The organism is Sphingomonas oleivorans, from assembly GCF_003050615.1.
In the GTDB taxonomy this organism is placed as follows: domain Bacteria; phylum Pseudomonadota; class Alphaproteobacteria; order Sphingomonadales; family Sphingomonadaceae; genus Sphingomonas_H; species Sphingomonas_H oleivorans.
Genome location: NZ_NWBU01000010.1, coordinates 301,770 through 326,768, shown reverse-complemented (window position 1 = coordinate 326,768; position 24,999 = coordinate 301,770). Strand labels below are relative to the sequence as shown.

Sequence of the window (24,999 nt, the reverse complement as noted above, 5' to 3'; positions counted from 1 at the left end):
TCGACGGTGAACGCCGTCCCCGCCATCAAGCAGCCGAAGGGAATAATCGCCATGCAGGAACGCGAATTGATTGCCGAGGCGGATGCGCGCGCACGCCATTATCTCGATGGCATCGACGGCCGTCCGCCTTTCCCGCCTGCTACCGCGCGCGACGGGCTGGCGGTCTTTTCCGAGGATCTGCCCCAGCAGGGCATCGACGCCGCCGAAACCCTCCGGATGCTCGACATCCATGGCTCGCCCGCGACGACGGCATCGAACGGCCCGCGCTATTTTGGGTTCGTAATTGGGGCGGCACTGCCGGCTGCTGCGGCGGCCGAGCGGCTGATGCTGGCCTGGGACCAATGTGCCTCCTCCTATGACACTTCGCCGGTCGCCGCGACGATCGAGAAGGTTGCGGGGCGCTGGCTCCTCGACGCTCTCGATCTGCCGCGCGACAGCGCCGTCGGCTTCGGCACCAGTGCGACCGCCTGCACGCTCTCCTGCCTGTCGGCGGCGCGGCGCACGCTGCTCGCGCGCCTCGGATGGGATTTCGACCAAGACGGCCTGTTCGGCGCGCCGGAAATCAAGGTCGTGGTGTCCGAGACGGTGCATGTCACCGTGCGCAAGGCCCTGCGCCTCCTCGGCTTCGGCATGGCCCGCCTGATCGTGGCGCCGGTCGATCCCTACGGCCGCGTCGATCCGGCCCGGCTGCCCGCGCTGGACGATCGCACCATCCTCTGCCTCCAGGCGGGCGAGGTGAATACGGGCGAGTTCGATCCCTTTGCCGCGCTGATCCCGGTCGCGCGCGCAGCGGGCGCATGGGTGCATGTGGACGGCGCCTTCGGCCTCTGGGCGCGGGCATCGTCGCGGCGCGCGCTGACCGAGGGCGTCGAGCATGCCGACAGTTGGACGACGGACGGGCATAAATGGCTGAACACGCCCTATGACGGTGCGGTCGCCATCTGCCGGGACGCGGATGCCCTGGCACAGGCCATGAACAGCGATGCCGCCTATGCGACAGCGTCGAAGGACGCCCAGAAGAATTTGATGTTGGAATTCTCGCGCCGCGCGCGCGGCATTCCGATCTGGGCGGCGCTGCGTACGCTCGGGCGGAACGGTGTTGCGGAACTGGTGGACCGGCATTGCGAGGAGGCCGCCTATCTGGCCGGGCGTCTTCGCGAAGGCGGTCTGGACGTGCTCAACCGGGTGGTTCTCAATCAGGTGCTGGTGCGGTGCGGGGATGATGAGAAAACGGCGCGAGTTCGTCAGGCCGTGCTCGATTCCGGCGATGGCTGGTTTGGTACCTCGATCTGGCAGGGGCGGCCCGCTTTCCGCCTCAGCCTGTCCTCCTGGCGCACGACGCATTCGGATGTGGCGAGATTGGCCGACAGGCTCGTTTCTGCTGCTGCCGGCGCATGATGACAAGCGCGCATCGTGCGAGCCCATAAAGCGCGAATTGGCCCTCAGCCGTCGGAGAGCGAGCCGCCCGAAGAGAATGGCGGACCTTGGCCGATCGCGTCGTCGATCGCCCAGGGGCCGCCCCAAAATGCCCTTCCTGGTCGCTTAGCCTCATATCAGGGCCTCATATCGGCGACGCATTTTCCTTCCCGGCAAATTGCCTTGCCACCCATTCGATGAAGACGCGCACGCGCGGGGAGAGTTGGCGACTGCGCGGATAGAGCAGCGATACCGGACTGGGCGTCGGCGGGCTTTCGGCCAATATCTCGACCAGAATACCCCGGTCCAGATCGTCCTGCACATGATAGCGCGGCACCTGGATCAGCCCGAAGCCGAGCCGCGCGGCCGCGACCGAGCTTTCGCCCGCCGCAACCGATAGCGTCGCCGGCAGCATGATCTCGCGCACCCTATCGCCGACCGCAAATTCCAGCGGCAGCAATCCTCCCGTTCGGCTGGACCGGAAACCGATCATCCGATGGCCATCGAGATCGTCCACGCTTGCCGGCATGCCATATTTCTTCACATAGCCCGGACTGGCGCAGGTCACTTCGGCCAGCATCCCGACACGGCGCGCGACCATGTCGCTGTCGGGCAGCGCACCGACCCGCAGCACGCAATCGATCCCCTCGCGCACCAGATCGACCAGGCGATCGCCCTCCCCCATGAAAAGCTCGATCTCGGGATAGTCGTCGAGAAAGGAGGGCAGATCCGGCAGCAGGAAATGGCGCGCAAGCGTTCCGTGCACGTCGATCCGCAGCATGCCCTTGGGCTTGGCGCCGCCGAACGCGCTCTCGGCATCCTCCAGGTCGGCGATCAGCGCCAGACAGCGGCGATAATAGGCCTCCCCATCGAGCGTCGGCCTCACATGGCGCGTGGTGCGCTGGAGCAATCGGACACCGAGGCGCAGCTCCAGCTCCTTGATGGCATCGGTCGCCGTCGAGCGCGGCAGGCCGATATCCTGCGCGGCCAGCGTGAAGCTCCGCCGCTCCACGATCCGCGTAAACAGGCGCATTGCGTCGAAACGATCCATTATCCGCTAATCCGAATTATCATGTCGGATTATGGGTGATTATCCGCTGATAGAAAAGGTCCATCTCCTGCGCATCCGGTCAACCGGACCAATGCAGGAGAACGACCATGAACACGCAGCACAATCGGACAGCCATCGTCACCGGCGCATCGCGCGGCATCGGCGCCGCCATCGCGCGGCGGCTCGCCAGCGACGGCTTCGCCGTCATCGTCAACTATGCGGGCAGTGCCGGTGCGGCCGAAAAGCTGGTCCATGAGATCGAGACCGCCGGCGGCCGCGCCATCACCGCCCAGGCCGACGTCAGCGATGCAGACGCCGTCGCGCGGATGTTCAATGCGGCGGAGGCGATCTTTGGCGGTGTGGATGTGCTGGTCAACAATGCCGGCATCATGAAGCTCGCGCCGATCGGCGACAGCGACGACGCGCTGTTCGACAGCCAGATCGCGATCAACCTCAAGGGCACGTTCAACGCGCTGCGCGAAGCGGCCAGGCGGCTGCGCGACGGCGGCCGCATCGTCAACTTCTCGACCAGCATCGTTGGGCTGCGGCTTGAAAATTACGGCGTCTATGCCGCCACCAAGGCCGCGGTCGAAACGCTGACGGCGATCCTGTCGAAGGAACTGCGCGGCCGGTCGATTACGGTCAATGCGGTCGCCCCCGGGCCGACCGCAACCGCCCTGTTCCTCGACGGCAAGTCGCCCGAACTGATCGAGCGCATGGCGAAGATGAACCCGCTGGAACGCCTCGGCATGCCCGAAGACATTGCGGCGGCGGTCGCCTTCCTGGCCAGCCCAGATGGCGGCTGGATCAACGGCCAGGTGCTGCGCGCCAATGGCGGCATGATCTGATCACATCCTGAGACCCCGATGCGCTCCGCTTCGTCGGAGCGCATCCCCCCAGACGCCACATGCTCAAGGGAATTTGTCATGAACCAGGTCATCATCGTCACCGGCGCATCCAGCGGCTTCGGCGCTCTGGCGTCGCGCGCGCTCGCCCAGGCCGGCCACACCGTCTATGCCGGCATGCGCGCCACCGAGGGACGCAACGCGCCCCAGGTCGAGAAGGCGAGACAATATGCCGCCGAACATGGCGTCGATCTCCGCGCGGTGGAGCTTGACGTCCAGTCGGACGCTTCGGTCGAAGCGGGTATCGCCCAGGTGGTCGCCGAATGCGGCCGGCTGGATGTGATCATCCACAATGCCGGCCACATGTCCTTCGGCCCCGCCGAAGCCTTCACGCCCGAACAGTTTGCCGAGCTTTACGACATCAACGTGCTGAGCACCCAGCGGGTGAACCGCGCGGCCCTTCCCCAACTGCGCAGGCAGGGCAAGGGCCTCGTCCTCTGGATCTCCTCCAGCAGCGCACGGGGCGGCACCCCGCCCTATCTCTCGCCCTATTTCGCGGCGAAGGCGGCGATGGACTCGCTTGCAGTATCCTATGCGGGGGAAGTGGCGCGCTGGGGGATAGAGACGTCTATCATCGTGCCGGGTGCCTTCACCAAGGGCACCAACCATTTCACCCATGCCGGCGCGCCTGCCGACGCGGCGCGTGCGGCAGAATATGCGAACGGCCCTACCACCGACATAACGGATGTCGCCCTGAAGGGGCTGGCCGCGCTCGAGCCCGCCGATGCCGATGTCTCCGATGTTGCCCGCGCGATCGTCGATGTGGTCGGCATGCCCTTCGGCAAGCGCCCGTTCCGCGTCCATGTCGATCCGTCCCAGGACGGCGCCGAAATCGTCAACGCCATGGCCGATCGGGTGCGCTCGGAACTGCTCCGGCGCATCGGCCTGGAAGATCTGCTCTCGCCCCGCGCGAACGGCTGAAGCCCGAGGCGCCGGCAGATCGGCCAGGCCGGCGCCCGGGCCAGCCATCGGCATCCGGGCGCCGATCGGGCGGACGCGACATGGACTGCCTTATGCGTCCTCCAGCCAGACATGCTCGGCGAAGCCGAAACCCATCAGCCCGCCATTGGGCATCGGCTTGAGCCCCTTGACGCGGGGGCTGTGCGCATCGAGCGAGGAAAGGAACAAGGGAATGCCGATCCCCGCTTCCTCGTGGATCATGCGCTGCATGTCGCTATAGATTTCCTTGCGCAGCTTTTGATCGGTCAGCCCGCGCGCTTCGATCAGCAGCCGGTCGAACCGTTCATTGCGCCAGCCCGATTCATTCCAGGGCGCATCCGATCTGAAGAATTGGGTGAAGACCGTATCGACCGTGGGGCGCGAATTCACATTGCCGAAGCCGATCGGCACCTTCATCCAGCTCGACGACCAATAGCCGTCGGCCGGCACCCGGCGCGTGTCGAGCGTGATGCCGGCGCGTGCCGCCGCAGCCTGCATCAGCACCGCCATATCCTCCGACTTTTCCGCCGCCGGCGAGGTGATGATCGGCACCGTCGCACCCGCGAGCCCGGCCTTGCGGAAGTGGAAGCGGGCGCGCTCGGGATCGAAGGCGCGCTGGGGCAGGCCGGGATCGAAATAGGGGCTGCTCGGCGGCACCGGATGATCGTTGGCGATGCGTGCATAGCCGCGAAAGATCGCATTGCGCATCGTCTCGCGGTCCATCAGCGACTTCATGCCGAGGACGAAGTCCCGATTGCGTCCCAGCGCGCTGTCGAGCCGCATGATGAGGTTGGTGTAGCCGCTGCCCTTCGATTCGAAGATCTCATAGCCCTGACGGACGACCTGCTTGGTGATGCGCGGATTGATCCCGTTGACGAGATCGACATCGCCCGACATCAGCGCGTTGAGCCGCGCGCTCTCGTCGGCAATCGAGAATAGCTCGACCTCGCCGAGCCGCACCGGGCCGCGCCAATAATCCTCGTTGCGCACCCCGATCGAGCGGACGCCCGGATTGAATTCCGCGCAGCGGAACGGGCCGGTGCCGTTGGCGGTGCGGAAGTCGCGCGTGCCGTCGCGGATGATCAGGAAAGAAGGAATGGCCAGCAGCACCGGCAGGTCGGCATTGGCGCTGCCGAGCGTGATCCTGACCGCGTCGGGACCGAATGCGCTCACATCCTCGAACTGGTTGGCGAAGGCACGCCCCTGCGAGGCGACCGCCGGATCGGCGTGGCGGCGCAGCGAATAGACGACATCCGCCGGCGTCAGCGGGCTGCCGTCATGGAAGCGCACATCGCGCCGCAGCTTGACGATCCAGACGCGTGCGTCCTTCGTCTCCATCGCTTCGGCGAGCGCGGGCTCCGCCTCCGATCGCGCGTTGAGGCGGGTGAGCCCATTATAAAAGCTGGCGCAGCGGCAATAGTCGATCGCCACGGCCTGCTTGGCCGGATCGAGCGTGTCGGCGGTCGAGCTGACGGCCGTGGCAACCCGGATACGGCCGCCTTTCACGGGGGGACGCGTCGCCGGAAGTCCGCATCCGCCAAGCGTTGCAAGGCCGGCGCCGGCGATCAGGCCCATCGCGCCACGGCGATCGATCAGCAGATCCTGCTTCCGGTTCATTGCCCCCATCCCTCGCCGGCGATGCGCCCGGCTTCGACGAGCAGGGCGGCGGCATGCGCCATCATGATGGACGGACATAAGCGGTTTACAGGGTCGATACCGTCTCCGGCCATGATCTGTCTTCCCCTTATATCGGCCGATCGCCGGCCTACATCGACAATGTCTCTGAAACTTCCGGCATTATGCGCGGCCTTTTTGGATCTCCTGCGGTCTCATCTGCCATTTTGACCCGATCGGACCGCATGGACGCGCTGCGTTCAATTCGAGTAGCTGCAATCCATGCGCATGGCCCTGCCGTGCGGACCTGCCTCTTATGTCCGGCGGCCGGATCAAGGGGACCGATGCCCGATTTCGATGGCATATGGCAGCAAGCCGCGATGGCCCGCGCAAAATGGCGATGCCTGATCGAGAATCGCGCAGCATCGCAAAGCCCGGAGATGGACGAGATCCTCTGTAGCGGCGCAATATTTGCTAATTTTCGCGCCAACGAGACATAATACTGCCAAAAGGCGGCACTTCGCTCAAAAATTGCGCTGCGGCGCGGCCATCATCCCTGCATGAGTCAATAAGAAGCTCCGGACGCTAAGAAGTCTGAGCCAGAAATGTTGCAGAATTAAGATCGAGAGCGGAATAATCCGCCATCGGGAACGCAGGGCGAGCAATATAACGGGCTTCATACGGGGAACTAAATCATGAATTATGTAGCCGCGCTGCGAAGCGCACTGTGCTGCGGCATTGCCAGCCTTGTTTTCACCCTGCCCTCTGCACCGGCATGGGCGGAAGAGGCGGAACCCGCCACGGGAGATATTCTCGTCACCGGCCAGCGTCAGGCCTATCGTGGCGATGTCGCGCTCAAGGACATGCCGCAGGCGGTGTCGATCATCGACAGCACGCTGCTCAAGGATGCGGGCATCACCCGCCTGGATACCGCGCTCGATCTGTCTGCCGGCATCGCGCGGCAGAATAATTATGGTGGCATGTGGGATGCCTTCGCCATTCGCGGCTTCGCCGGCGACGAGAATTTCCCCGGCGGCTTCCTGATCAACGGCTTCAACGCCGGGCGCAACTATAGCGGCCCGCGCGACGCCAGCAATGTCGAGCGGATCGAGGTGCTCAAGGGCCCGAACTCCGCCCTGTTCGGCCGCGGCGAGCCCGGCGGCACGATCAATATCGTAACCAAAAAGCCCCAGTTCGACACCGAAGGCTATGTCAGCGTCTCGGGCGGCAGCTACAACAGCTGGCGCGGCGAAGGCGATGTGACGACGCCGATCAGCGACAAGGTCGCGGTGCGCGTCAACGGCGCCTATGAGAAGGGCGACAGCTTCCGCGACACGATCGAGTATGAAAAGTACACGGTCACGCCCTCCATCCTCGCCAAGCTGGACGACGACACCAGCATTTCCTACGAATTCGAATATGTCCACAACAAGACGCCCTTCGACCGCGGCGTCGTCGCCGTCGACGGAAAGCTGGGCGCGATCCCGATCAGCCGTTTCCTCGGCGAGCCGGGCGACGGGCCGATGACGATCAAGTCGCGCAGCCACCAGCTCCAGTTCCAGCACGACCTGTCGAAAGACTGGGGCTTCCTGATCGGCGCCAGCTATCGCACCAGCGATTTCTCCGGCTTCGGCACCGAGGCGCTGCCCGCCGCCTATGTCACCGGCACGCAGCAAACCGTCCGCCGCCGCCGCCTGTTCCGCGACCATGCCACCGACAATATCACCATCCGTGGCGAGCTGAGCGGCACGGTGGAGACCGGCAGCCTCGTTCACCATATCGTGCTGGGCGCCGACTGGGACAGCTTCGAGCATGACGTACTCCAGCAGCGCGCCAACTCGACCGCGGCCAAACCGAACGCGATCAACATCTACAACCCCGTCTATGGCAATCTGCCCGCCCTCTCGCGCTTCCGCAGCGAGCTGGACAAGCAGGAAAATTGGGGCGTCTACCTGATGGATCAGGTGGATCTCATGGATCGCGTCAAGCTGCGCTTCGGCGGCCGCTACGACAGCTTCAACCAGGACTATCGCTTCCGCTACACCAATGTCATCACCGACCAGGCGGTGACGAAATTCAGCCCGCAGGCCGGTATCGTGTTCGAGGCGACCGACACGCTCTCCTTCTACGGCAGCTATGGCCGGGGCTTCCGTCCGAACAGCGGCGCCGGGGCAACGGGAGCGGCTTTCAGCCCGGAAACCTCGCGCTCCTATGAGGTGGGTGCCAAGTACAGCTCGCCGGGCGGCCGCATCACCAGCACGCTCGCGCTCTTCTCGATGAAGAAGAACAACATCCTGACCGCCGACCTCGCCAATCCCAGCTTCTCGGCGGCGATCGGCGAAGCCAAGAGCAAGGGTGTCGAATTCGATCTCACCGGCAAGCTGCCCGCCGGCTTCAAGCTCTGGCTCAGCTACTCCTATATCGATGCCGAAGTGGCCAAGGACATTGTCGACCGCGATTTCGGCCGCAACATTCCTGCCGGATCGCGCCTGCTCAACGTGCCGAAGCATAGCGGCAATGTGATGCTGATGAAGGATATCCCGATCGGCGACATGGAGCTGACGCTCGGCGGCGGCGTCCAATATGTCGGCACCCGGCTGGGTGAGTTCGGCACGCAGTTCGAGCTGCCGGATTATACGCTCGCCCGCCTGACGGCCGCCCTCGCGCTCACCGACAATATCAAGGTGCATGGCGAGGTGAACAATCTGTTCGACGAGGACCATTATACCGCCTCCTACTCGCCGAACTGGGTGAACCCGGGCATGCCGCGCAACTTCAAGGTGCGGCTGACCTACAGCTTCTAAGGCTGGCAGCTTCTAAGGCTGAACCTTCCAAGGCTGGATAAGGGGCGGCGGATCGAAGGGTCCGTCGCCCTTTTCACTTCATGAAATTTCATCGACAAGGGGCGATATGAGCCTTCTTTACCGGGCGGATCCGCAGCGCGGCCGACAATGGCAAGCCTTGTTCGCCGCCGAGGCGCCCGACATCGCCTTCCATCTCTGGCCCGACATGGGCGATCCGGCCGCGATCCGCTATCTCGCCGCCTGGGCGCCGCCCGCCGAGACCTTCGCCGAACTGCCCGCGCTCGAAGTGGTCTTTTCGATCGGCGCCGGCATCGATCAGCTCGATCTCAGCCGCATTCCGGGCCATGTCCGGGTCGTCCGCATGGTCGAGCCCGGCATCGTTTCGGGCATGACCGAATATGCCTGCCTCGCCGTGCTGAGCCTGCATCGCCACATGCCCCATTATCGGGCCGCCCAGCAGGAAGCGCGTTGGGCGCCGCTGCGGCTGGTGCCGGCGGCCGAGCGGCGGGTGGGCGTCATGGGGCTGGGCCAGCTCGGCCGGGCTACGCTCGCCGCGCTTCGCCCCTTCGGCTTTCCGCTGGCCGGCTGGAGCCGGTCGCCGCATGATATTCCCGGCGTCCAATGCTTTGCGGGCGAGGACGGGCTGAACGCCTTCCTCGCGCGAACCGACATATTGCTGTGCATGCTGCCGCTGACGGAGGAGACGCGCGGCATATTGAGCCGCGACCTCTTCGCCCGCCTGCCGGAGGGCGCGATGCTGGTCAATGCCGGACGCGGCGGCCATCTCGTCGAAGCCGATCTTCTGGCGGCGCTCGACGAGGGACGCCTATCCTCGGCGATGCTCGACGTGCTCGAGCAGGAGCCGGCCGCGCCCGACCATCCCTTCTGGCGCGATTCCAGGATCGTCATCACCCCGCATGTCGGCGCGATGACCCAGGCGGACAGCGCCGCGCGGATGCTTATCGCCAATATCCGCGCGCACCGCGCCGGCCGCCCCATGACGGGCGAGATCGCCCGCACGCTGGGTTATTGAGCCAAATGAAAACGCCACCGCAAGCAAGGCTGCGGTGGCGTCGGTCATGCGGAATGGCTGAGGCTTATTCGGCCGGCGGCTCGAACAGCTCGGTGTAGAAGCCGCTGGTCTTGATCCTGATGGTGACGGGCGTTTCGCCGCGATTGCGCCAGTACCAGCCATGGGTGCCGTCGAAGGGCGCGGTGAACGCGCCCTGCGCCTCGCTCAGATCCTTCTGCTTCCAATAGGTCGAGAATTCGCCCTCGGGCCCATGCGTCGGCTCGCCATGCATGTCCATGCGGACCGGCCCGGTCGATTGCCAGCGGAAGACGAAATGATCGCCCGTCTTCATCCGCGCCTTGACCTCGATGCCGCTATGGGGAGCAAGCGTCAGCACCTTCTCGTCCGAACGCAGCGGCGTCGCCTTGGCGATGCTGGCCTGGTTCTGCTCGGGGATGGGAGCTGCCGCCGCGGCCGGAACCGCGGGCGTGTCGGCTCCCTCATCCGCTTCGCCGCCAGCCATGCGCGTGAGGCCGAGCGCGCCGCCGATCCCGGTCGGATCGATGCCATATTCGGCGGGCAGGACGAACAGGGTGACGATCGCCGCGCCCGCCGCCAGCGCCGCAAGCGAGGCGCGCGCAAGGGTGCGGGGCGAGGTCTGATAGGGAAGGCTGGAGGGGACCGTGCTCATAGCGTCTGCTCCGTGAAAAAGCCGGCGAGCTGATAGCCGGTGAGGACGATGCCGGCGCACATCAATGCGCCGTTGGCGATGACGACGCTGCGCCCGAAGCTGGCGCTGCGCCGCCACGCCGTCATGAGGATGAGAATGAGGCTGAGCGCCATGAACTGGCCCATCTCGACGCCGACATTGAAGCTGACGAGATTGGTGAACAGCCCGTCGCGCGACACCACCAGATCCTGCAGCTTGGTGGCGAGGCCGAAGCCATGGAAAAAGCCGAAGATCAGCACCGCCGCCTTCTGGTTGGGCTGGACGCCGATCAGCGTCGGGAAGGCGCCGAGATTGTCGAGCGCCTTATAGACCACCGACAGGCCGATGATCGCGTCGACGAGATAGGCGTTGGCGTGAATGTTGAACATCACGCCGGCGAGCAAGGTCGTGCTGTGCCCGATCGCGAACAGCGTCACATATTTGCCGACGTCCTTCAGCCGATAGAGGAAGAAGATGACGCCGAACAGGAAGAGGAGATGATCATATCCCGTCACCATATGCTTGGCGCCGAGATAGATATAAGGGATGATGTTCACCCCGGGATTGTTCTGGATGAACGCTTTATCGCCTTCCGCCACGCCATGGGCGAGCGCCTCTCCGGCGGAGCCGGCCATGACTGCGAACGCCGCAAGCGTTAGAAAGGCGCGGCCGAATGTTCCGGCCGCGGTGATGGAACGACCCATGGCCTGCCCCCCGAAAGAGCGGAGCCCCCCGTGGCCGATGCCGCGGAAGGCTCCTTTCATGCTTATTTGACCGCGAAGGTGGCGCCCGAACGGGCCTGGCTCTGCTTGTCGATGACCATGACCGCAACGCTGGCGCCCTTGGGGAGCTTCACGCCCTTGGCCTCGAACTTGTTGGCGCCGGCGGGCGTCATCGCCACATCCTGCTTCTTGCCGGCCGCGGTGATGCTGAGCTTCGCCGTCATCGCGGCGCTGTTCACCGGCTCGTCATCCTCGCTGACATAGAGGGCGGCGCCGGCCGGGGTGACGGCCAGCTCGAACAGCGTCTCGCCCACCATCTGCACCTGGCCGCCATGCTGGGGCTTCATATTGCCATGCGCCAGCGCCGGCTGCGCGCCGATCGCGAGGAGCGAGGCAAGAGCGAGCGAAAGAACCGACTTCTTCATCACATATCTCCTGAATGCGTGAGCCTTCGACGGCTCATTCCGGCGCATGCGCCAGGGTGAAGGCGAGCGTGGCGGTATGCTCGATCCGATCATATTTCTTCGGATTGTCCGAAGGGCCGTCATAGACGGCGCGGATCACGTTCAGCCCCTGGTTGCGCACCGGCAGCGTCACCGTGCCGTCGGCACCGGTCTTGACCTCGGTCGCATCGGGATCGTTGATCATGTCGTTGATCAGCCGTGCGCCCGCCACCGGCTTGCCGTTATAGAGCACCTTATAGGTGAGCGGCGTGCCGAGCTTCTCCGGGATCGTGCCGGCCGGAACAATCTGGAGCGCCTGGCCGGGCAGAGCCGGGATCGGCCCGCTGAGCGGCCCCTGGATGGTGACGGCATATTTCACCGTCTTTTCGGCAAGCTCGGCGCCGGGCATCTCGTCCCGCCCCTTCTTCTCGAACTCGCCGCCCGCCATGCGCGACCAGGTGCCGTTCTGGAGGATAGCGGCGACCAGCGTCGGCTGCGCCTCCGTATCGACGAGCAGGATCGGGCCCGCGACGCGCAGCGAGGCCGGAATGGGCTGGTAGGTGGCATCATAAGCGGTGACGCTTTCCACCAGCGGCTGGCGCTTCACGGCATCGAGATCGTCGGCGCCAATGCCATAGATCAGCGCCAGCTGCTTCGAACGCTGGGCGAACCAGATGCCATGGGCATCGGCCTGGGCAAGCGGGATCATGCCTACCAGCAGCGTGGCAGCGATGAAGCGGGAAATCTTCTTCATGATGTCGGTCCCCTTTTCGGTCGGGCAAGCCCTGTTCCTGTTAGGCAACCGTAAGCGGGGACGGCCGAACAATACGCTTTTCTTGTCGTCGGGCCGGCATGATCACCTGCCGGTCGCGTCATGATACAGCATGACCCACCATTTCTCTTGGCAGGGCCGAAAGCCTCCAAAACCGCTGGCGATGGATGGCCGGCGCCGAAACGCATTGCCCGGCGCGAGCATTGTCCGAATGGAGCGGGGCCAAGGCCCCGCTCCATTCGATCGATCAAAAGTCGATGCTGGCGTTCACACCGAAATAACGGTCATTGTCCCGCGGCACGAAACGCGACACGCCCGCCACCGCGCCATAGCCGATGAACGGCGAATAATGTTTGTCGGCGATATTCTTGACGATACCGCGGATCTGCCAGCCATCGTCGCTCACCAGGCCGATCGACGCATTCCACAGCCCATAGCCGGATTGGACGGTGTCGGGGGTCTGGGTGATCGAATATTGGGTCTTGCTCTTATAGCTATAGTCGCTGTTGAGCTCGAGGCCGAGCGCGCCGCCGATCGGGATCGTGTAAGTCCCGTCGACATGGAATTTCCATTTCGGTGCGAAGGGCAAAGGCTGGCCGTTGACGAAGGGCTCGCCGCTCGCATCGGCGCAGGTGCCGGCCACGGCGCTCGCCGGGCAGAGGAAATTGTCGATGCGCGCCTTGGTATAAGCGAAGGAGAAGCCGAGCGAGAGGCTGTTCGTCGGGCGGAGCGCAAGATCGCCCTCCACGCCGCGCGATGAAACCTTGCCGGCATTGATCAGGCGCGTGATCAGGCTGTTGAGATAGCTATCCTGGAAATTCGCCTGAAAGCCGTCGAACTTGATGAGATAGGCGGCGAGATTGAATGTCAGGAGCCGATCGAGCGCGCTTCCCTTCAGGCCGATCTCATAGCTGTCCGACGTCTCCGGCGCGAGCGGATTGACGTCGAAATTCTGCATGTTGAAGAAGACGTTATAGGCTGGCCCCTTATAGCCGCGCGAATAGGTGGCATAGCTGTTGATCCGCTCGGCCAGGTCATATTGCAGGCCCAGCCGCAGGCTGTAATCCGTTTCCTTCGTATCGCCCGCGCTGGCGAAGGAAGGGCGGATGCCGGCGACGCCCGTGGCCGTGGTCGCCACGCGCGCATGGCGATAGGCCAGGTCGTCATGGATGAGCCGCGCGCCGACGATGCCGCGGAAATCCTCGGTGAAGTTCAGGTTCGCTTCGCCGAAGACCGAATAATTGTTCAGCCGCACCCGATAATCGGCAACGCCATTATCGGCCACCGGCGCGCCCGCGACGATCCGGGTGACGTCGCGGCGATAGGTCTCGTTCGTGATGGTACGGAAATAATAGAGGCCGAGCACATAGTCGACGAAGCCGCCCTTGGGCGACGTCAGCCGCAATTCCTGCGAGACCTGATCGGAATCGACGAGGCCCAGATCCTCGCCCTGCGCGATCGCCGGCGTGACGGTGGCGACCGAATCCCAATCCTGATGCTGGCGGTTCTTCCACTCGCGATAGGCGGTGATCGATGTGAGCTGATGCTCGCCCAGCTCCAGCTCGGCGGTGAGCGACGTGCCATAATTGCGGTCGCGCACGCTAGCGTCGAAGCTGGAGCGGACCTTGCGGTTGTTGGCCGACGGCACGATCCCGTCGGCCGCCAGGATCGCGGCGAAGGCGGGATTGGGCGTGACGGCGCCGCTCGGGAAGGCGACCCGATCGGTGCTGACGAACAGGCCGGTCGGCACATCCTCGATCGTCCGCACATAATCGGCGGCGAGCGTGAGCGTCAGGCTTTCGGTCGGCCGGGCGAGCAGCTTTCCGCGTATCCCGCGCCGCTTATAGCCGTTGATCGTGTGGCCGTTGGCGAGATTTTCGACATTGCCGTCATAGCCGCCGAGCAGCCCCGTCAGCGAGAAGAGCAGATCATTCGCCAGTGGCCCCGATGCGCCGAGCTTCAGCCGATATTCGTCGCCCTCATAATAGGCCGCCTGCGCATTGAACCGCAGCGTTTCGGTCGGGCGGGTGCTGACGATGTTGATCACGCCGGCCGAGGCATTCTTGCCGAACAGCGTTCCCTGCGGCCCGCGCAGCACCTCCACCCGCTCGATATCGAGCAGGTCGAGCGTCGACTGGCCCGGACGGGCAAGGACGACGCCGTCGATAACGGTCGCGACCGAAGGCTCCACGCCCGGCGATGTCGTGATCGTACCGATGCCGCGGACGAAGACGGAACGATCCTTGTTCGATGAACCGGCACGGAAATCCACCGTCGGCACGATCGCCGAAATATCCTGGAGCGTGTTGATATTCTTCTCCGCAAGCGCATCGCCATCGAGCGCGGTGATCGCGATCGGCACGTCGGCGAGCGACTCTTCGCGAAAGCGGGCGGTGACGACGATTTCCTGGCCGTCGCCGCCATTGGCCGAGGCAGCGACGGAATCGGCCGCCGCCTGCTGGGCGAAGGCCGGCGTCGCGGCAAGGGCCGCCGCGGCGACACCCGTCAGCAACAGGCCGTGGAGCGGGCGCGCGAACGCACGTCCGGAAACGATGTGGATCATGTTCCCCCCAATATTTTGGAATGCGGCTCGCTGATTAGTCTATCAATGAGATAGAGAAAGATAGATTTGCTTTCCCGCCCGATTGCCTCGCTCTCGGGGTCAGCGCGCGAGGCGCTTCAGAAGGTCGGCGGGAAATGGCGCAAGGCCGGCGGCACCGGCATTGCGCAATATATTCCGCTCGCCGGCATCGCGCGGCAGCGGGATCTGGAGCCCGCCCGTCGCCTCCAGCGTGTCGAACAGCTTGGCGTTCAGCCGTTCCACGATCGCCTCATGGCCAGGCGAGAAGATCAGATTGGTCGATTCCAGCGGATCTTCCTGCAGGTCGTACAGCTCGTCTATGTCCCAGACGCCGTGGAAATGGATATATTTGTACCGATCCTCGCGAATGGCGTGCACGGTCGGCGTCTGCGGAAAGTTCCGCTCCCAATAATATTCGTAGAGGAGCGATTCCCGCCACGCGACCTTCTCGCCCGCCAGCAGCGGCGCCAGATCGCGCCCTTCCATCCAGCCTGGCGCCTCCAGCCCGGCGACGCCGAGCAGCCATGGCGCGATGTCGAGATTGGCGACGACCTCGTCGACGACCGTTCCACCCGCAAACAGCGCCGGGCAGCGCGCCACCATCGGGATGCGCATCGATTCCTCATAGGCGGTGCGCTTGTCGATCAGGCCATGCTCGCCGAACATGAAGCCATTGTCGCTCATATAGAGGATCAGCGTCTCGTCGAGCTCGCCGCGCGCCTCGAGATGCTCGACGATCCGGCCTATCCCCTCGTCGACAGAGAGGAAGGTCTCCATATAGCGCTTATAATAATCGCCGATGTCGAGATCGGCATGATAGGCGAAATCGACGCCGTGCCAGCTGTTGCGCTGGTTCTCCACCCACATGGGCCGATCCTTCACGCCGGCCGTCATGGTTTCGGGATAGCGGAAGCTGGCGCCGTCATAGCGGCCGAGGTGGCGCGGCGCGGGATAGAATTCCGCATGCACCGCCTTGTGCGCGAGGAACAGCATGAACGGCTTCTCGCGTGTCCGGCTTTCCAGCCAGTCGAGCGCGAAGTCATTGAGAATGTCGGTCAGATAGCCGTCCTGCTCGATCCGCTCGCCATCGACATTGAGGCCGTCGCCATTGGGCCAATAATCGCCCTGCCCCTTGAAGCTCACCCAGCGGTCGAAGCCCGGCTGGGGATCATCGCCTTCCAGCCCCATATGCCATTTGCCGATGAACGCCGTCTCATAGCCCGCCGCCTGGAGATATTCGGGAAAGAAGACGAGGCCGGGCGCGATCGGATGATTATTGTCCACCACGCGATGCTGATGCGCATAAAGGCCCGTGAAGATCGTCGCACGGCTGGGCGAGCATAGCGCGGTGGTGACGAAGGCGTTGCGGAAATGCGCGCCCTCGCGCGCCAGCCGATCGAGCACGGGCGTGCGGACGAAATCCTGCGTGCCCATGAAGCCCATCGCATCGTATCGATGATCGTCGGTCAGGATCACGATGATGTTGCGCGGCTTGCCCCCTGCCCTGCGCGGCAGCGCAAGATCGGCCGTGCGCGTCTCGAAGGCGGGCGTGGCGGGCTCGCCCGCGGCCGGCCAGGAGAAGGCGGCGTGCGGCCGCCCGGGGCCATCGCTCGCCAGCAGGACGCCGCGCCGTTCCGTTTCCATCGATAACCTCTTTCCTTGTCAGCAGGCCGCCGCCGCGAGGGCGGGATTGGCGGCAGCCCTTGCGCGCCGCCGCCCCGGGAGAAGCAGCCTGATCCAGCCCAGAGCGAGCAGATAGGAAATCGCCGCGAACAGGAAGAGCGGCAGATAGCCCAGGCCGGCGGCCAGGATCAGGCCGGCGATCTTGGCGATCGCCATGCCGCCCAGATTGCCGCAAAAGGCGCCGAAGCTGGTGACGCGGCCGACCTTCGCGCGCGGCGTCACATCCGCGATCAGCGCGAACAATGTGGTGGAAAAGCCCTGATGCCCGGCAAGCGCCAGAGCGAGCAGCAGCACCGCCGGCCAATAGCCGCCGATGAACAGCGCCAGCGGCACCGGCAGGACAAGGAGCGCCGAGGCGAGCATCGCGCCCTCGCGAACGCGCAGGACGCCATGGCCAGCCCGGATCGCACGCGTCGCGGCATAGCCCACGACCAGCGAACCCAACGCCGCGCCACTATAAGCAATGGCGAGCGGCGGCCCGAGCTCGGTGCCCGAAAGCCCATATTGGCGGTGGAAGAAATCGGGCATCCAGAACAGCATCAGCCACCATGTCGCGTCCGAAAGCACCTTGGCGATCGCGATCGCCCATGTCCGCCGCTCCTTCAGGATCGGGCCATAGGCCGGCGCATCATCGGCAGCGGTCGCGCTGTCCCGCGCGGGCGCGTCGAATTTCAATCCCCGCGTGACGAGGAACCAGCAGGCCGCCCAGACGAAGCCGAGCGCACCCGCAATGACGAAAGCCGCCCGCCAGCCATAGGCAAGCGCCACCAGCGGGATGGCGAGCGGCGCCAATATCGCGCCGATGCTGCCCACCGCGTTGGACAGGCCGAATCCGGTCGAACGCAGACTGGGCGGAAAGATGGTGGCGATGGTCTTGATGCCGGACGGCGTTCCCATCGCCTCCGTTCCGCCCAACAGCGCGCGCACGAGGATGAACTGGCCCATCGTCCGCGCCCAGCCATGCGCGATGGCGGCAAGGCTCCAGGCGACAACGCCCAGCGGGTTCGCCCATTTGACGCCCAGCCGGTCGACGATCCATCCCGTCGCCAGAAAGGCGAAGGCGGCCGCGCCCTGGAACCATGCTGCGAGCGTGCCATAATCATCGTCGCTCCAGCCGAGATCGGCCGCGATGGTCGGCTTGAGCACGGCGATGATCTGCCGGTCGACAAGGTTGAGGATGCCAGCGCTGAGCACCAGCGCGAACAGCAGCCAGCGGCGTGCAGGCGAGAGGGTCACGCCGTCACATCCCGCCCGCGCGGCAGACGCCGCCCGCCATAGTGAGTGCCTGCCCTCTTCATGGGGAAGAGCTTAGAAAGAGGCTTGCGGCGCGCCTACAGAGTTTTTCTATCAGCCGAGTTGAGAAACTATTGCTCAGCCGAGCGGGCCATGATCGATCCTCGGCAGGACGTGGCGCGCGAACAGGTCGGCCTCCGCCGCATGGGGATAGCCGGACAGGATGAAGGCCTCGATCCCCTCCGCGCGATAGGCTTGCAGCTTGGCGAGCACCTGATCCGGATCGCCGACGATCGCCGCGCCGCAGCCCGAGCGCGCCCGGCCGATGCCCGTCCACAGATTATCCTCGACATAGCCTTCGTTCCCCGCCGCCTCGCGCAGCTCGGCCTGGCGGCGGACGCCGGCCGACTGGCTGTCGAGCGACTTGGCCCGGATCGCGGCGCCCGCCGCCTCGTCCAGCCGGGAAAGCAGCCGGTCGGCGGCGGCGCGCGCCTCCGCCTCGGTCTCGCGCACGACGACATGGACGCGATAGCCGAAGCGCAGCGTGCGGCCATGCCGCGTCGCGCGCGTCCGCAGATCGGCGATGGTGTCGCGCACCGCCTCCATCCGGTCCGGCCACATCAGATAGACGTCGCAGCCCTGCGCCGCCGCCTCGCGCGCATCCTCGGAAAGGCCGCCGAAATAGAATTGCGGGCAGCGCCCCGAAACGGTGGAGACGCGCGGCGGATCGAGCTTCAGCTTCCAGAAGTCGCCATCATGGTCGATCGGCTTGCCGTCGAGCAGCGCACGCAGGATCGCCATCGCCTCGATCGTGCGGGCATAGCGCGGCCCGCTCGCCAGCGTCTCGCCCGGAAGATCGCTGGAGATGATGTTGACCGCCAGCCGTCCGCCCAGGATCCGGTCGATCGTCGCGATCTGACGCGCCAGCTGCGGCGGCCAGCTCTCGCCGATGCGCACCGCCATCAGCAGCCGGATACGCCGCACCAGCGTCGCGATCGCCGCGGCAAAGGCGGTGGTGTCGATGCCCAGCGCATAGCCGGACGGCAGCAGGATATTGTCGAATCCGCCGCTCTCGGCCTGCAGGACGATGTCGCGGCAATGTTCCCAACTCGATCGCAGCGCCGGGTCCGGAATGCCGAGAAATTCATAATCATCGTCGCAAAGTGCTGAAAACCAGCTGATTTCGCATGCGCCGCTCATGGCAGCCCTTCCCCCGATCGGAATGTCGCGCCCGGCTAGCACCGCGTCTGCGCCGCGCACAACCAAGAGGTCGTTGTCGGTCGCGAACCGCAAATGCCCTTGCCCGCATGGCCCGCTTCGGCAACTAGCCGCCGCTCCACGATGGTTCAGCATGGAGGGAGGACGCCGATGGGAGACATGATCCGCTATGGCGTGGTCGGCACGGGCATGATGGGGTGCGAGCATATCCGCAACATCCGCCTGCTGCCCGGCGCGCGCATCACCGCGATCGCCGATCCGGTCGAAACCTCGCTCGGCTGGGCCGATAGCTCGCTCGGCGGCGAGACGCCGGCGTGCTTCCGCTCGGCCGAGGAACTGGCCGAAAAGGGCGAGGTCGATGCCGTCATCGTGGCGTCACCCAATTACAGCCATCGTACGGTGCTCGAGCCGCTGTTCGATCGCGGCCTCGCCATATTGTGCGAAAAGCCGCTGGCGACGACGATCGAGGATGCGCGCTGGATCGTCGCGCGCGCCGATCGCCATGCGGCGCCCTTCTGGACCGGCATGGAATATCGCTACATGCCGCCGGTCGCGCGTTTCATCGAGCAGGTCCGCGCCGGCCGTGTCGGCCGGCTCCGCATGCTGGCGATGCGCGAGCACCGTTTTCCCTTCCTCGTCAAGGTCGGCGACTGGAACCGCTTCGCGCGCAACACGGGCGGCACGATGGTCGAGAAATGCTGCCATTTCTTCGATCTCATGCGGCTGATCACCGAATCCGAGGCGGTGCGCGTCTATTGCTCGGGCGGGCAGGATGTGAACCATCTCGACGAACGCTATGACGGCGAGACGCCGGACATCATCGACAACAGCTATACCGTCGTCGATTTCGCGAACGGCGTCCGCGCCTGCCTCGATCTCAGCATGTTCGCCGATGGCGTGGAGCATGAGGCGGAGATTTCGGCGACGGGCGACCGGGCCCGGCTCGACGTGCTCGTCCCGCCCGGCGACATCATCTTCTCCCCTCGCGTGCCGCGCGAAGAGGCCAAGCGGGTCGAGCGCGAGCATGTCGCCGTGGATGCGGCCGCCATGGCGGCAGGCTCGCATCATGGCGCCACCTTCCATCAGCATGCGGCCTTCGCCCGCGCCATCCGTGGCGAAGGGCCGGTCGAGGTCACCGCCCTGGACGGCCTCAAGGCGGTCGCCATCGGCATGGCCGCGGAGATCAGCGCGCGCGAGCATCGCATGGTTGAGATGCGCGAGCTTGGCTGCGACTGAACGGGTCAGGCCGGCTGCTGCTCCTTGAGGGCCGCCCGGATCATCCGTTCCCAGATCGCCACATCGCCCACCGCCGCCATCGCCCGATCCGGCTCGCGCATCGTCCGCAGGACGGCAACGGCATCATCCACATGGGCGGGCCATTGCGCATCGACCAGCGCCGCCGCCGAAGGATCGCATCCCTCGGCATTGGCGCTCAGGCGCTGCCCGGCCAGCACGCGCGCGATACGCTCGATCACATTGACGGTGGAAATATTCATCGCCTGGTCCTCCCAATCGCAACCCGGACGATAAACTGACGATAGGGATTGGCGTTGCGTCCCCGTGACGGCATCGGCGCGCACCATCACGGGACCGACGGACCTCCGCGCTTTCGCGGCGAAGCGCGGCCGATCCTGATCCAGATTAGCGAGCCGGCGCGACACTCCGCCTAAATAACGGGAAAATGGCCGGACGCGGCACGATCCGGCCGAGGAGGAGAGAGTCGATGGCGGTCCGCACGTTGGAAAAGGCCGAATGGCAGCATTACTTCGATCGCGTGGCGAGGGCGTTGCGCGCCCGCCGGGCGACCGTGGAGCTCGTTTCGCTGCCGCTCGGCGACCAGCGGCTCGCCAATCGCCGGCCCGTGATCGGCATCAGCTATGAGCCCCGCGACGGCGTGCTCGAAATCGCCCTCGAAGGCATCGATCATCTGATTCCCAGGCCCCAGCGCATCCATGTCGAGGAAGAAGCGCTGTCGCTCTCGAGCATCGAGATCGTCGATCATGACGGCACGCGCGAGATCGTGACCTTCAGCGATCCGCTGATGCTGCCGCCGCCTGAAAGCGCCCACACCGCCGAGCAGTGAGCGCGGGGCCGTTCCGGCGGCGCCCCTCACTTCGCCGCCATCACTTCGCCCCCGATCACTTCGCCTTGGCCGCCTCCACCGCGCGCAGCACGCGCAGCACATTCCCGCTCCAGATCTTCTGGAGATCGGCTTCGGTATAGCCCGCCACGAGCAGCGCCGCGCTGATCCGGGGAATGTCGACCACATCCTCCAGCCCCTCGACGCCGCCGCCGCCGTCCCAGTCGAGCCCGATGCCGACATGATCGACGCCGACCAGCTTCAGCGCATGCAGCATATGCTTCATGAAGGCATCGAAATCAGGCTTCGATCCCGGATAGCGCGCCAGTATCGCATCGCGCTCGCGCACCAGTTCCGCGACGCGATCGGGCGTCATGTCATGGCGGTTGCCCATCTTTGCGTAGAGCGCCTTCAGCGCCGCGTCGCGTTCCGGATTTTCGGGCAGCTTGGCGACATAGCCGGCATAGGCGTTCATCTGGATCACCCCGCCCTTGGCCGCGAGCGCGATCAGCCGCGCATCGTCCACATTGCGGGGATGGTCATAGACCGCCTTGCAGCCCGAATGGGACAGGATCACCGGCGTCGTCGAAAGCGCCAGCATCTGATCCAGCACCGCATCCGACGCATGGCTCGCATCGAGGATGATGCCCAGCCGGTTCGCCTCCGCCACGAAACGGCGTCCGAGCGGGCTCAGGCCGTTCCATTCGGGGCCCTTGGGATCGGTCGAGCTGTCGCCGAAATCATTGTTGAGGAAATGGACCGGGCTCATCATCCGCACGCCCAGTTCATGGAAAGTCGTCATCAGCCCCAGATCGGCGGACAGCGGATAGCTGTTCTCGATGCTCTGATAGACGACCACCTTGCCTTTGGCGGCGATGCGCACGGCATCGTCGGCGGTGAAGGCGAGCTCGACCTTGTCCGAAAGCCGCGCCGCCATCTCGCGTATTTCGACCGCACGGATCAGCGCCGCGTCGCGCGCGGCGGCGGTCGCCTCCGGCGTGCGCGGCCCCTGCGGCGTATAGATTGCGAAAAAGCCGCCATCGAGCCCGCCCGCCTTCATCCGGGGCAGATCCACCTGCCCGAAATCGCGCGACAGGCTGTGCCCCTCGGCAAAATCCCAGCCCGGCCGCGAGAAATTGGCGGGCGTGTCGAGATGCGTGTCGAACGTCAGGACCCGCTCATGGATCGCCCTCGCCTTTCCGCTCACCTCGGGCGTCGCGGCCGGCACGGGTGCCGCCAGGATCGCGATCCCGGCGGCGAAGGCTATGGAGTTGAGATGCATCAGATTTCGCCCCGGATGCTGATCTGGAAGGTCCGGTCGGGCCCCGGCCGATAGGTGGCAGGGCTGTTGGTGGTCGTGCTGATCGTGCCGAGATAATCCTTGTTGAAGATATTATCGACGTTGAAGCGCAGCTTGACCGACTTCAGCGGGCCGAAGCTCAATCCATCGCCGATATCGACATAAGCATTGGCGATGACATAATCGCCGATCTTCTCGCTATTCACGAAATTGCTGTAGCGGCTGCTCAGATAACGGGCCGAGACATTGGCGACGATCCAGTCCGCCGGCTCGACCGTCATGCCCGCCTGCACCAGCCATTTGGCATTGTCCGGCACCCTTTTGCCCTTGATGGCGAAGGTCGAATAATTGTCCTGAAACTTGGCGATATTATAGGTCGCATTGGCGTTGAAATAGACCGCGCCGTCCAGGATCCGCGGCTTGAGGACGCCGCTCAGCTCCGCGCCATAGGATTTCACGCCGCCGACATTCTGGTAGAAAGTCTCGGTCGTCGTCGATCCCGGCACCGGCGATGCGAAGGATTGCAGCCGGTTGTCGAACTGGGTGTAGAATAGCGCGAGCGCGGCGTTGAAGGTCGGCCGGTTGGTGCGGACGCCTGCCTCATAATTTTTGGACGTCTCCGCCGCGGGGCCCGGCACGATCGGGCTCGCCGCCGAGAAGATATCGTCCGCGCCGCGCGGCAACGCCATATTCTCCGCATAGGAAGCGAAGATCTGCTCCTGCGGCGTCACATTATAGACCAGCCCCGCCTGCGGCAGGAAATGATCCTTCCACTGATCGGTCAGGCGCGGTGTGCGCCGGTTGATATAGTCCGCCGGGTTGCGATAGCCGCGTATCTTGTAATCGATGTTGAGCGACTTGAAGCCCAGCTCGATCTTCAGCCGCTCCTCGTCGAAAGCGAGCACGGTCTTGGCGAAGAGCTGCAGCGTCTCGCGGCTGGAGCGATAATCGCGCTGGAGATGCACCGGCTCGCCCAGCAGCGGCGCGCCGTCCGGATTGCCGTCCTGATGGTTATAGCGCGCCTGGGTGCGATGATAATCGTCATTCTCGCCCCAGAATCCCGCCTGCAGGATATGGGGCCCGAAATGATAGGTGCCGTGCGCGGTGACGCCGACGCGCGATCCTTCGATCGTCGACAGGCCATATTGCAGCCCCTTGGGCGCGAACAGGCCGGGGACGATGTCCTTCTGGGCAGTATAGGCGCTTGGCGCTCCCCCCTGCCGAGGCGGCAAGCCTAGCGACGTTGAATAGGCTTCGGGCGAGACGCCATAGCCCTTCTTATCCTCATAATAGCCCGTCACCGAGAAATCGAAGCTGTCGGTCGGCGCGAAATTGCCCGTCAGGCTATAGAGATAGTCGGTGCGCGAATTGATCGCCTGTTTGAAATATTGATTATAGAGGCTGTTCGAATATCGGATGCCGGGCACCGTCACCGATAGGTTCGGTACCGTCCCCAGATAGGCGAAATAGCGCCCCTTCCGGCCGAACGGATCGGGCGTCGGCGTCGTGCCCTTATATTGGGCAATGCTGATCGCCGGGGAATCATAGTCGAAATAGTCGTTGTAGAGGAAGCTCGCGGTCACGTCCGAACGATCGTCAATCTCGTAGCGGATCTTTGCCTCGACATGTTCGCGATCGATCGTGCCCGGCCCGCGCCACACATCCGCATCGAGCTTCGAATAGCTGGCATAGGCCGAAAGCCCGCCATGCTCGCCCGTGTCGACGCGCACGAAGCTGCGGCGGAAATCGTCGCTGCCGAAGGTCTGCTGCGCGATCAGGCCCAGATCGTCGGCCGGCTGGGTCGTGATATATTGCACGATCGGCCCGAGCGAGGCGTAGCTCGGCAGCGAAACATCGCCCGCGCCCTGGCTCGCCGTCACCCGCTGGAGATTCTCATTCTCGACATAGCGGAAGATCGGACTGCCGCCGAACTGGTCGCTGCGCCCCATCGGCACGCCATCGAGCACGAAGCCGATCTGCTGGAAGTTGAAGGCGCGGACGAACACCGAATTGCCGAATTCATAGAGGCCGAGCGCATCGTTCGCCTGCACGTTGAAGCCGGGCAGCCCTTCGAGCATCTTCAGGCCCGAAATGCCCGCCGGCGCAGAAAGCAGCGCCTCGCGCGTGATCGATATGGTGTTGCTCGTCTGGTCGGTGCCGATCGCGACGGACGCGTCCGACACGCGGCGGCCGGTCACGACCAATATAGTGTCCTCATCCTCGGCAGGCGCAGCCGGAGCGGCGGCACTCTCAGCGAAGCCTGCGGACGGCGTCAGGCAGATGGCGAGTGCAGCGGCCGAAATGGCGGCCTGATGGCGAATGGACAGCATAGAATCCCCCCTTGTTCGGAATGAAATCCTCTCCATGCTGCTTTCCGGGCTTTTACCGCTGCGCCTTTGGCGCATGTCGGCTACGCCCCTTGATTTTCCGTCTTCCCCCGCGAAGACGCGCCGCCTTGCAGAGCGGCCCCTTTTGCTAGGCCGCGGTTCGTCGCAGCCGCAACAAACATAAACTTCC

The 24,999-nt window shown here is 64.8% G+C and carries 21 protein-coding genes; 8 read left to right on the top strand and 13 right to left on the bottom strand.

The features are described from left to right. Positions 1-51: 51 nt before the first annotated feature. The gene (locus CLG96_RS12845; RefSeq protein ID WP_107968761.1) at positions 52-1,398 is read left to right on the top strand and encodes a pyridoxal phosphate-dependent decarboxylase family protein; all 1,347 of its coding nucleotides are present in this window, start codon (positions 52-54) and stop codon (positions 1,396-1,398) included. A 163-nt stretch (positions 1,399-1,561) separates the two neighbouring features. Here the strand turns inward: CLG96_RS12845 and CLG96_RS12840 are convergent, their stop codons facing one another. Beyond that, entirely contained in the window at positions 1,562-2,467 is a 906-nt protein-coding gene (locus CLG96_RS12840) for a LysR family transcriptional regulator (protein WP_107968366.1), read from the bottom strand. A 107-nt stretch (positions 2,468-2,574) separates the two neighbouring features. On the opposite strand from CLG96_RS12840, the gene CLG96_RS12835 reads away from it, so the two are divergent. After that, on the top strand, positions 2,575-3,315 hold the full coding sequence (locus tag CLG96_RS12835) for an SDR family oxidoreductase (RefSeq protein WP_107968365.1): 741 nt from the start codon (positions 2,575-2,577) through the stop codon (positions 3,313-3,315). Between the two features lie 78 nt (positions 3,316-3,393). After that, the gene (locus tag CLG96_RS12830) at positions 3,394-4,293 is read left to right on the top strand and encodes an SDR family oxidoreductase (protein WP_107968364.1); all 900 of its coding nucleotides are present in this window, start codon (positions 3,394-3,396) and stop codon (positions 4,291-4,293) included. Positions 4,294-4,383: 90 nt separating this feature from the next. Here CLG96_RS12830 and CLG96_RS12825 read toward each other — a convergent pair whose 3' ends face one another. Further along, positions 4,384-5,928, bottom strand: coding sequence for an ABC transporter substrate-binding protein (locus CLG96_RS12825; protein WP_165799642.1), 1,545 nt, complete (start codon positions 5,926-5,928; stop codon positions 4,384-4,386). A gap of 341 nt (positions 5,929-6,269) precedes the next feature. On the opposite strand from CLG96_RS12825, the gene CLG96_RS18800 reads away from it, so the two are divergent. From CLG96_RS18800 to CLG96_RS12815, 3 genes are all read left to right on the top strand, one after another. Further along, positions 6,270-6,425 (top strand): hypothetical protein, encoded by a 156-nt coding sequence (locus CLG96_RS18800; RefSeq protein ID WP_165799641.1) that lies wholly within the window; start codon positions 6,270-6,272, stop codon positions 6,423-6,425. Between the two features lie 195 nt (positions 6,426-6,620). Next, positions 6,621-8,729 carry a TonB-dependent siderophore receptor gene (locus CLG96_RS12820; protein ID WP_107968362.1) on the top strand — a complete coding sequence of 703 codons (2,109 nt, stop codon included), beginning with the start codon at positions 6,621-6,623 and terminating at the stop codon, positions 8,727-8,729. A gap of 106 nt (positions 8,730-8,835) precedes the next feature. Continuing rightward, positions 8,836-9,762 carry a 2-hydroxyacid dehydrogenase gene (locus tag CLG96_RS12815; protein ID WP_107968361.1) on the top strand — a complete coding sequence of 309 codons (927 nt, stop codon included), beginning with the start codon at positions 8,836-8,838 and terminating at the stop codon, positions 9,760-9,762. 64 nt (positions 9,763-9,826) lie between these two features. On the opposite strand, the gene CLG96_RS12810 is transcribed toward CLG96_RS12815, so the two are convergent. The 8 genes from CLG96_RS12810 to CLG96_RS12775 all read right to left on the bottom strand — a co-directional run bounded on the left by CLG96_RS12810 (position 9,827) and on the right by CLG96_RS12775 (position 19,084). Further along, on the bottom strand, positions 9,827-10,432 hold the full coding sequence (locus tag CLG96_RS12810; RefSeq protein ID WP_107968360.1) for a hypothetical protein: 606 nt from the start codon (positions 10,430-10,432) through the stop codon (positions 9,827-9,829). Next, entirely contained in the window at positions 10,429-11,154 is a 726-nt protein-coding gene (locus CLG96_RS12805; protein ID WP_107968759.1) for a HupE/UreJ family protein, read from the bottom strand. Before CLG96_RS12805 ends, CLG96_RS12810 begins: the two co-directional genes overlap by 4 nt. Before the next feature lie 62 nt (positions 11,155-11,216). Beyond that, positions 11,217-11,597, bottom strand: coding sequence for a hypothetical protein (locus CLG96_RS12800; protein WP_107968359.1), 381 nt, complete (start codon positions 11,595-11,597; stop codon positions 11,217-11,219). Positions 11,598-11,631: 34 nt separating this feature from the next. Beyond that, the gene (locus CLG96_RS12795) at positions 11,632-12,369 is read right to left on the bottom strand and encodes a DUF4198 domain-containing protein (protein WP_107968358.1); all 738 of its coding nucleotides are present in this window, start codon (positions 12,367-12,369) and stop codon (positions 11,632-11,634) included. A 265-nt stretch (positions 12,370-12,634) separates the two neighbouring features. After that, complete coding sequence (locus CLG96_RS12790; RefSeq protein ID WP_107968357.1) at positions 12,635-14,950, bottom strand: TonB-dependent receptor; 2,316 nt, start codon at positions 14,948-14,950, stop codon at positions 12,635-12,637. Between the two features lie 99 nt (positions 14,951-15,049). Beyond that, the gene (locus tag CLG96_RS12785) at positions 15,050-16,612 is read right to left on the bottom strand and encodes a sulfatase family protein (RefSeq protein WP_107968356.1); all 1,563 of its coding nucleotides are present in this window, start codon (positions 16,610-16,612) and stop codon (positions 15,050-15,052) included. An 18-nt stretch (positions 16,613-16,630) separates the two neighbouring features. Further along, positions 16,631-17,887 (bottom strand): MFS transporter, encoded by a 1,257-nt coding sequence (locus CLG96_RS12780; RefSeq protein ID WP_107968355.1) that lies wholly within the window; start codon positions 17,885-17,887, stop codon positions 16,631-16,633. A gap of 135 nt (positions 17,888-18,022) precedes the next feature. Next, positions 18,023-19,084, bottom strand: coding sequence for an LLM class flavin-dependent oxidoreductase (locus CLG96_RS12775; RefSeq protein ID WP_107968354.1), 1,062 nt, complete (start codon positions 19,082-19,084; stop codon positions 18,023-18,025). Positions 19,085-19,252: 168 nt separating this feature from the next. Here CLG96_RS12775 and CLG96_RS12770 point away from each other — a divergent pair, with 168 nt between their 5' ends. Continuing rightward, positions 19,253-20,338: a Gfo/Idh/MocA family protein gene (locus tag CLG96_RS12770; RefSeq protein WP_207796685.1), complete on the top strand. Its 1,086-nt coding sequence runs from the start codon at positions 19,253-19,255 to the stop codon at positions 20,336-20,338. 5 nt (positions 20,339-20,343) lie between these two features. Here CLG96_RS12770 and CLG96_RS12765 read toward each other — a convergent pair whose 3' ends face one another. After that, positions 20,344-20,598: a hypothetical protein gene (locus tag CLG96_RS12765; protein WP_107968755.1), complete on the bottom strand. Its 255-nt coding sequence runs from the start codon at positions 20,596-20,598 to the stop codon at positions 20,344-20,346. Between the two features lie 227 nt (positions 20,599-20,825). Between CLG96_RS12765 and CLG96_RS12760 the strand changes: the two genes are divergently transcribed. After that, positions 20,826-21,185, top strand: coding sequence for a DUF5335 family protein (locus CLG96_RS12760; protein WP_107968353.1), 360 nt, complete (start codon positions 20,826-20,828; stop codon positions 21,183-21,185). Positions 21,186-21,240: 55 nt separating this feature from the next. Here CLG96_RS12760 and CLG96_RS12755 read toward each other — a convergent pair whose 3' ends face one another. Next, the gene (locus CLG96_RS12755) at positions 21,241-22,464 is read right to left on the bottom strand and encodes a dipeptidase (RefSeq protein WP_107968352.1); all 1,224 of its coding nucleotides are present in this window, start codon (positions 22,462-22,464) and stop codon (positions 21,241-21,243) included. Further along, entirely contained in the window at positions 22,464-24,812 is a 2,349-nt protein-coding gene (locus CLG96_RS12750) for a TonB-dependent receptor domain-containing protein (RefSeq protein WP_107968351.1), read from the bottom strand. Before CLG96_RS12750 ends, CLG96_RS12755 begins: the two co-directional genes overlap by 1 nt. Between the last annotated feature and the right edge of the window lie 187 nt (positions 24,813-24,999).

Coding starts and splice junctions, on each gene's coding strand:
- CLG96_RS12755 (WP_107968352.1), bottom strand. CDS start 22,464: ATGCATCTCAACTCCATAGCCTTCGCCGCCGGGATCGCGATCCTGGCG.
- CLG96_RS12810 (WP_107968360.1), bottom strand. CDS start 10,432: ATGAGCACGGTCCCCTCCAGCCTTCCCTATCAGACCTCGCCCCGCACC.
- CLG96_RS12815 (WP_107968361.1), top strand. CDS start 8,836: ATGAGCCTTCTTTACCGGGCGGATCCGCAGCGCGGCCGACAATGGCAA.
- CLG96_RS12790 (WP_107968357.1), bottom strand. CDS start 14,950: ATGATCCACATCGTTTCCGGACGTGCGTTCGCGCGCCCGCTCCACGGC.
- CLG96_RS12750 (WP_107968351.1), bottom strand. CDS start 24,812: ATGCTGTCCATTCGCCATCAGGCCGCCATTTCGGCCGCTGCACTCGCC.
- CLG96_RS12765 (WP_107968755.1), bottom strand. CDS start 20,598: ATGAATATTTCCACCGTCAATGTGATCGAGCGTATCGCGCGCGTGCTG.
- CLG96_RS12805 (WP_107968759.1), bottom strand. CDS start 11,154: ATGGGTCGTTCCATCACCGCGGCCGGAACATTCGGCCGCGCCTTTCTA.
- CLG96_RS12820 (WP_107968362.1), top strand. CDS start 6,621: ATGAATTATGTAGCCGCGCTGCGAAGCGCACTGTGCTGCGGCATTGCC.
- CLG96_RS12845 (WP_107968761.1), top strand. CDS start 52: ATGCAGGAACGCGAATTGATTGCCGAGGCGGATGCGCGCGCACGCCAT.
- CLG96_RS12830 (WP_107968364.1), top strand. CDS start 3,394: ATGAACCAGGTCATCATCGTCACCGGCGCATCCAGCGGCTTCGGCGCT.
- CLG96_RS12825 (WP_165799642.1), bottom strand. CDS start 5,928: ATGAACCGGAAGCAGGATCTGCTGATCGATCGCCGTGGCGCGATGGGC.
- CLG96_RS12775 (WP_107968354.1), bottom strand. CDS start 19,084: ATGAGCGGCGCATGCGAAATCAGCTGGTTTTCAGCACTTTGCGACGAT.
- CLG96_RS12840 (WP_107968366.1), bottom strand. CDS start 2,467: ATGGATCGTTTCGACGCAATGCGCCTGTTTACGCGGATCGTGGAGCGG.
- CLG96_RS12785 (WP_107968356.1), bottom strand. CDS start 16,612: ATGGAAACGGAACGGCGCGGCGTCCTGCTGGCGAGCGATGGCCCCGGG.
- CLG96_RS18800 (WP_165799641.1), top strand. CDS start 6,270: ATGCCCGATTTCGATGGCATATGGCAGCAAGCCGCGATGGCCCGCGCA.
- CLG96_RS12835 (WP_107968365.1), top strand. CDS start 2,575: ATGAACACGCAGCACAATCGGACAGCCATCGTCACCGGCGCATCGCGC.
- CLG96_RS12760 (WP_107968353.1), top strand. CDS start 20,826: ATGGCGGTCCGCACGTTGGAAAAGGCCGAATGGCAGCATTACTTCGAT.
- CLG96_RS12770 (WP_207796685.1), top strand. CDS start 19,253: ATGGGAGACATGATCCGCTATGGCGTGGTCGGCACGGGCATGATGGGG.
- CLG96_RS12795 (WP_107968358.1), bottom strand. CDS start 12,369: ATGAAGAAGATTTCCCGCTTCATCGCTGCCACGCTGCTGGTAGGCATG.
- CLG96_RS12800 (WP_107968359.1), bottom strand. CDS start 11,597: ATGAAGAAGTCGGTTCTTTCGCTCGCTCTTGCCTCGCTCCTCGCGATC.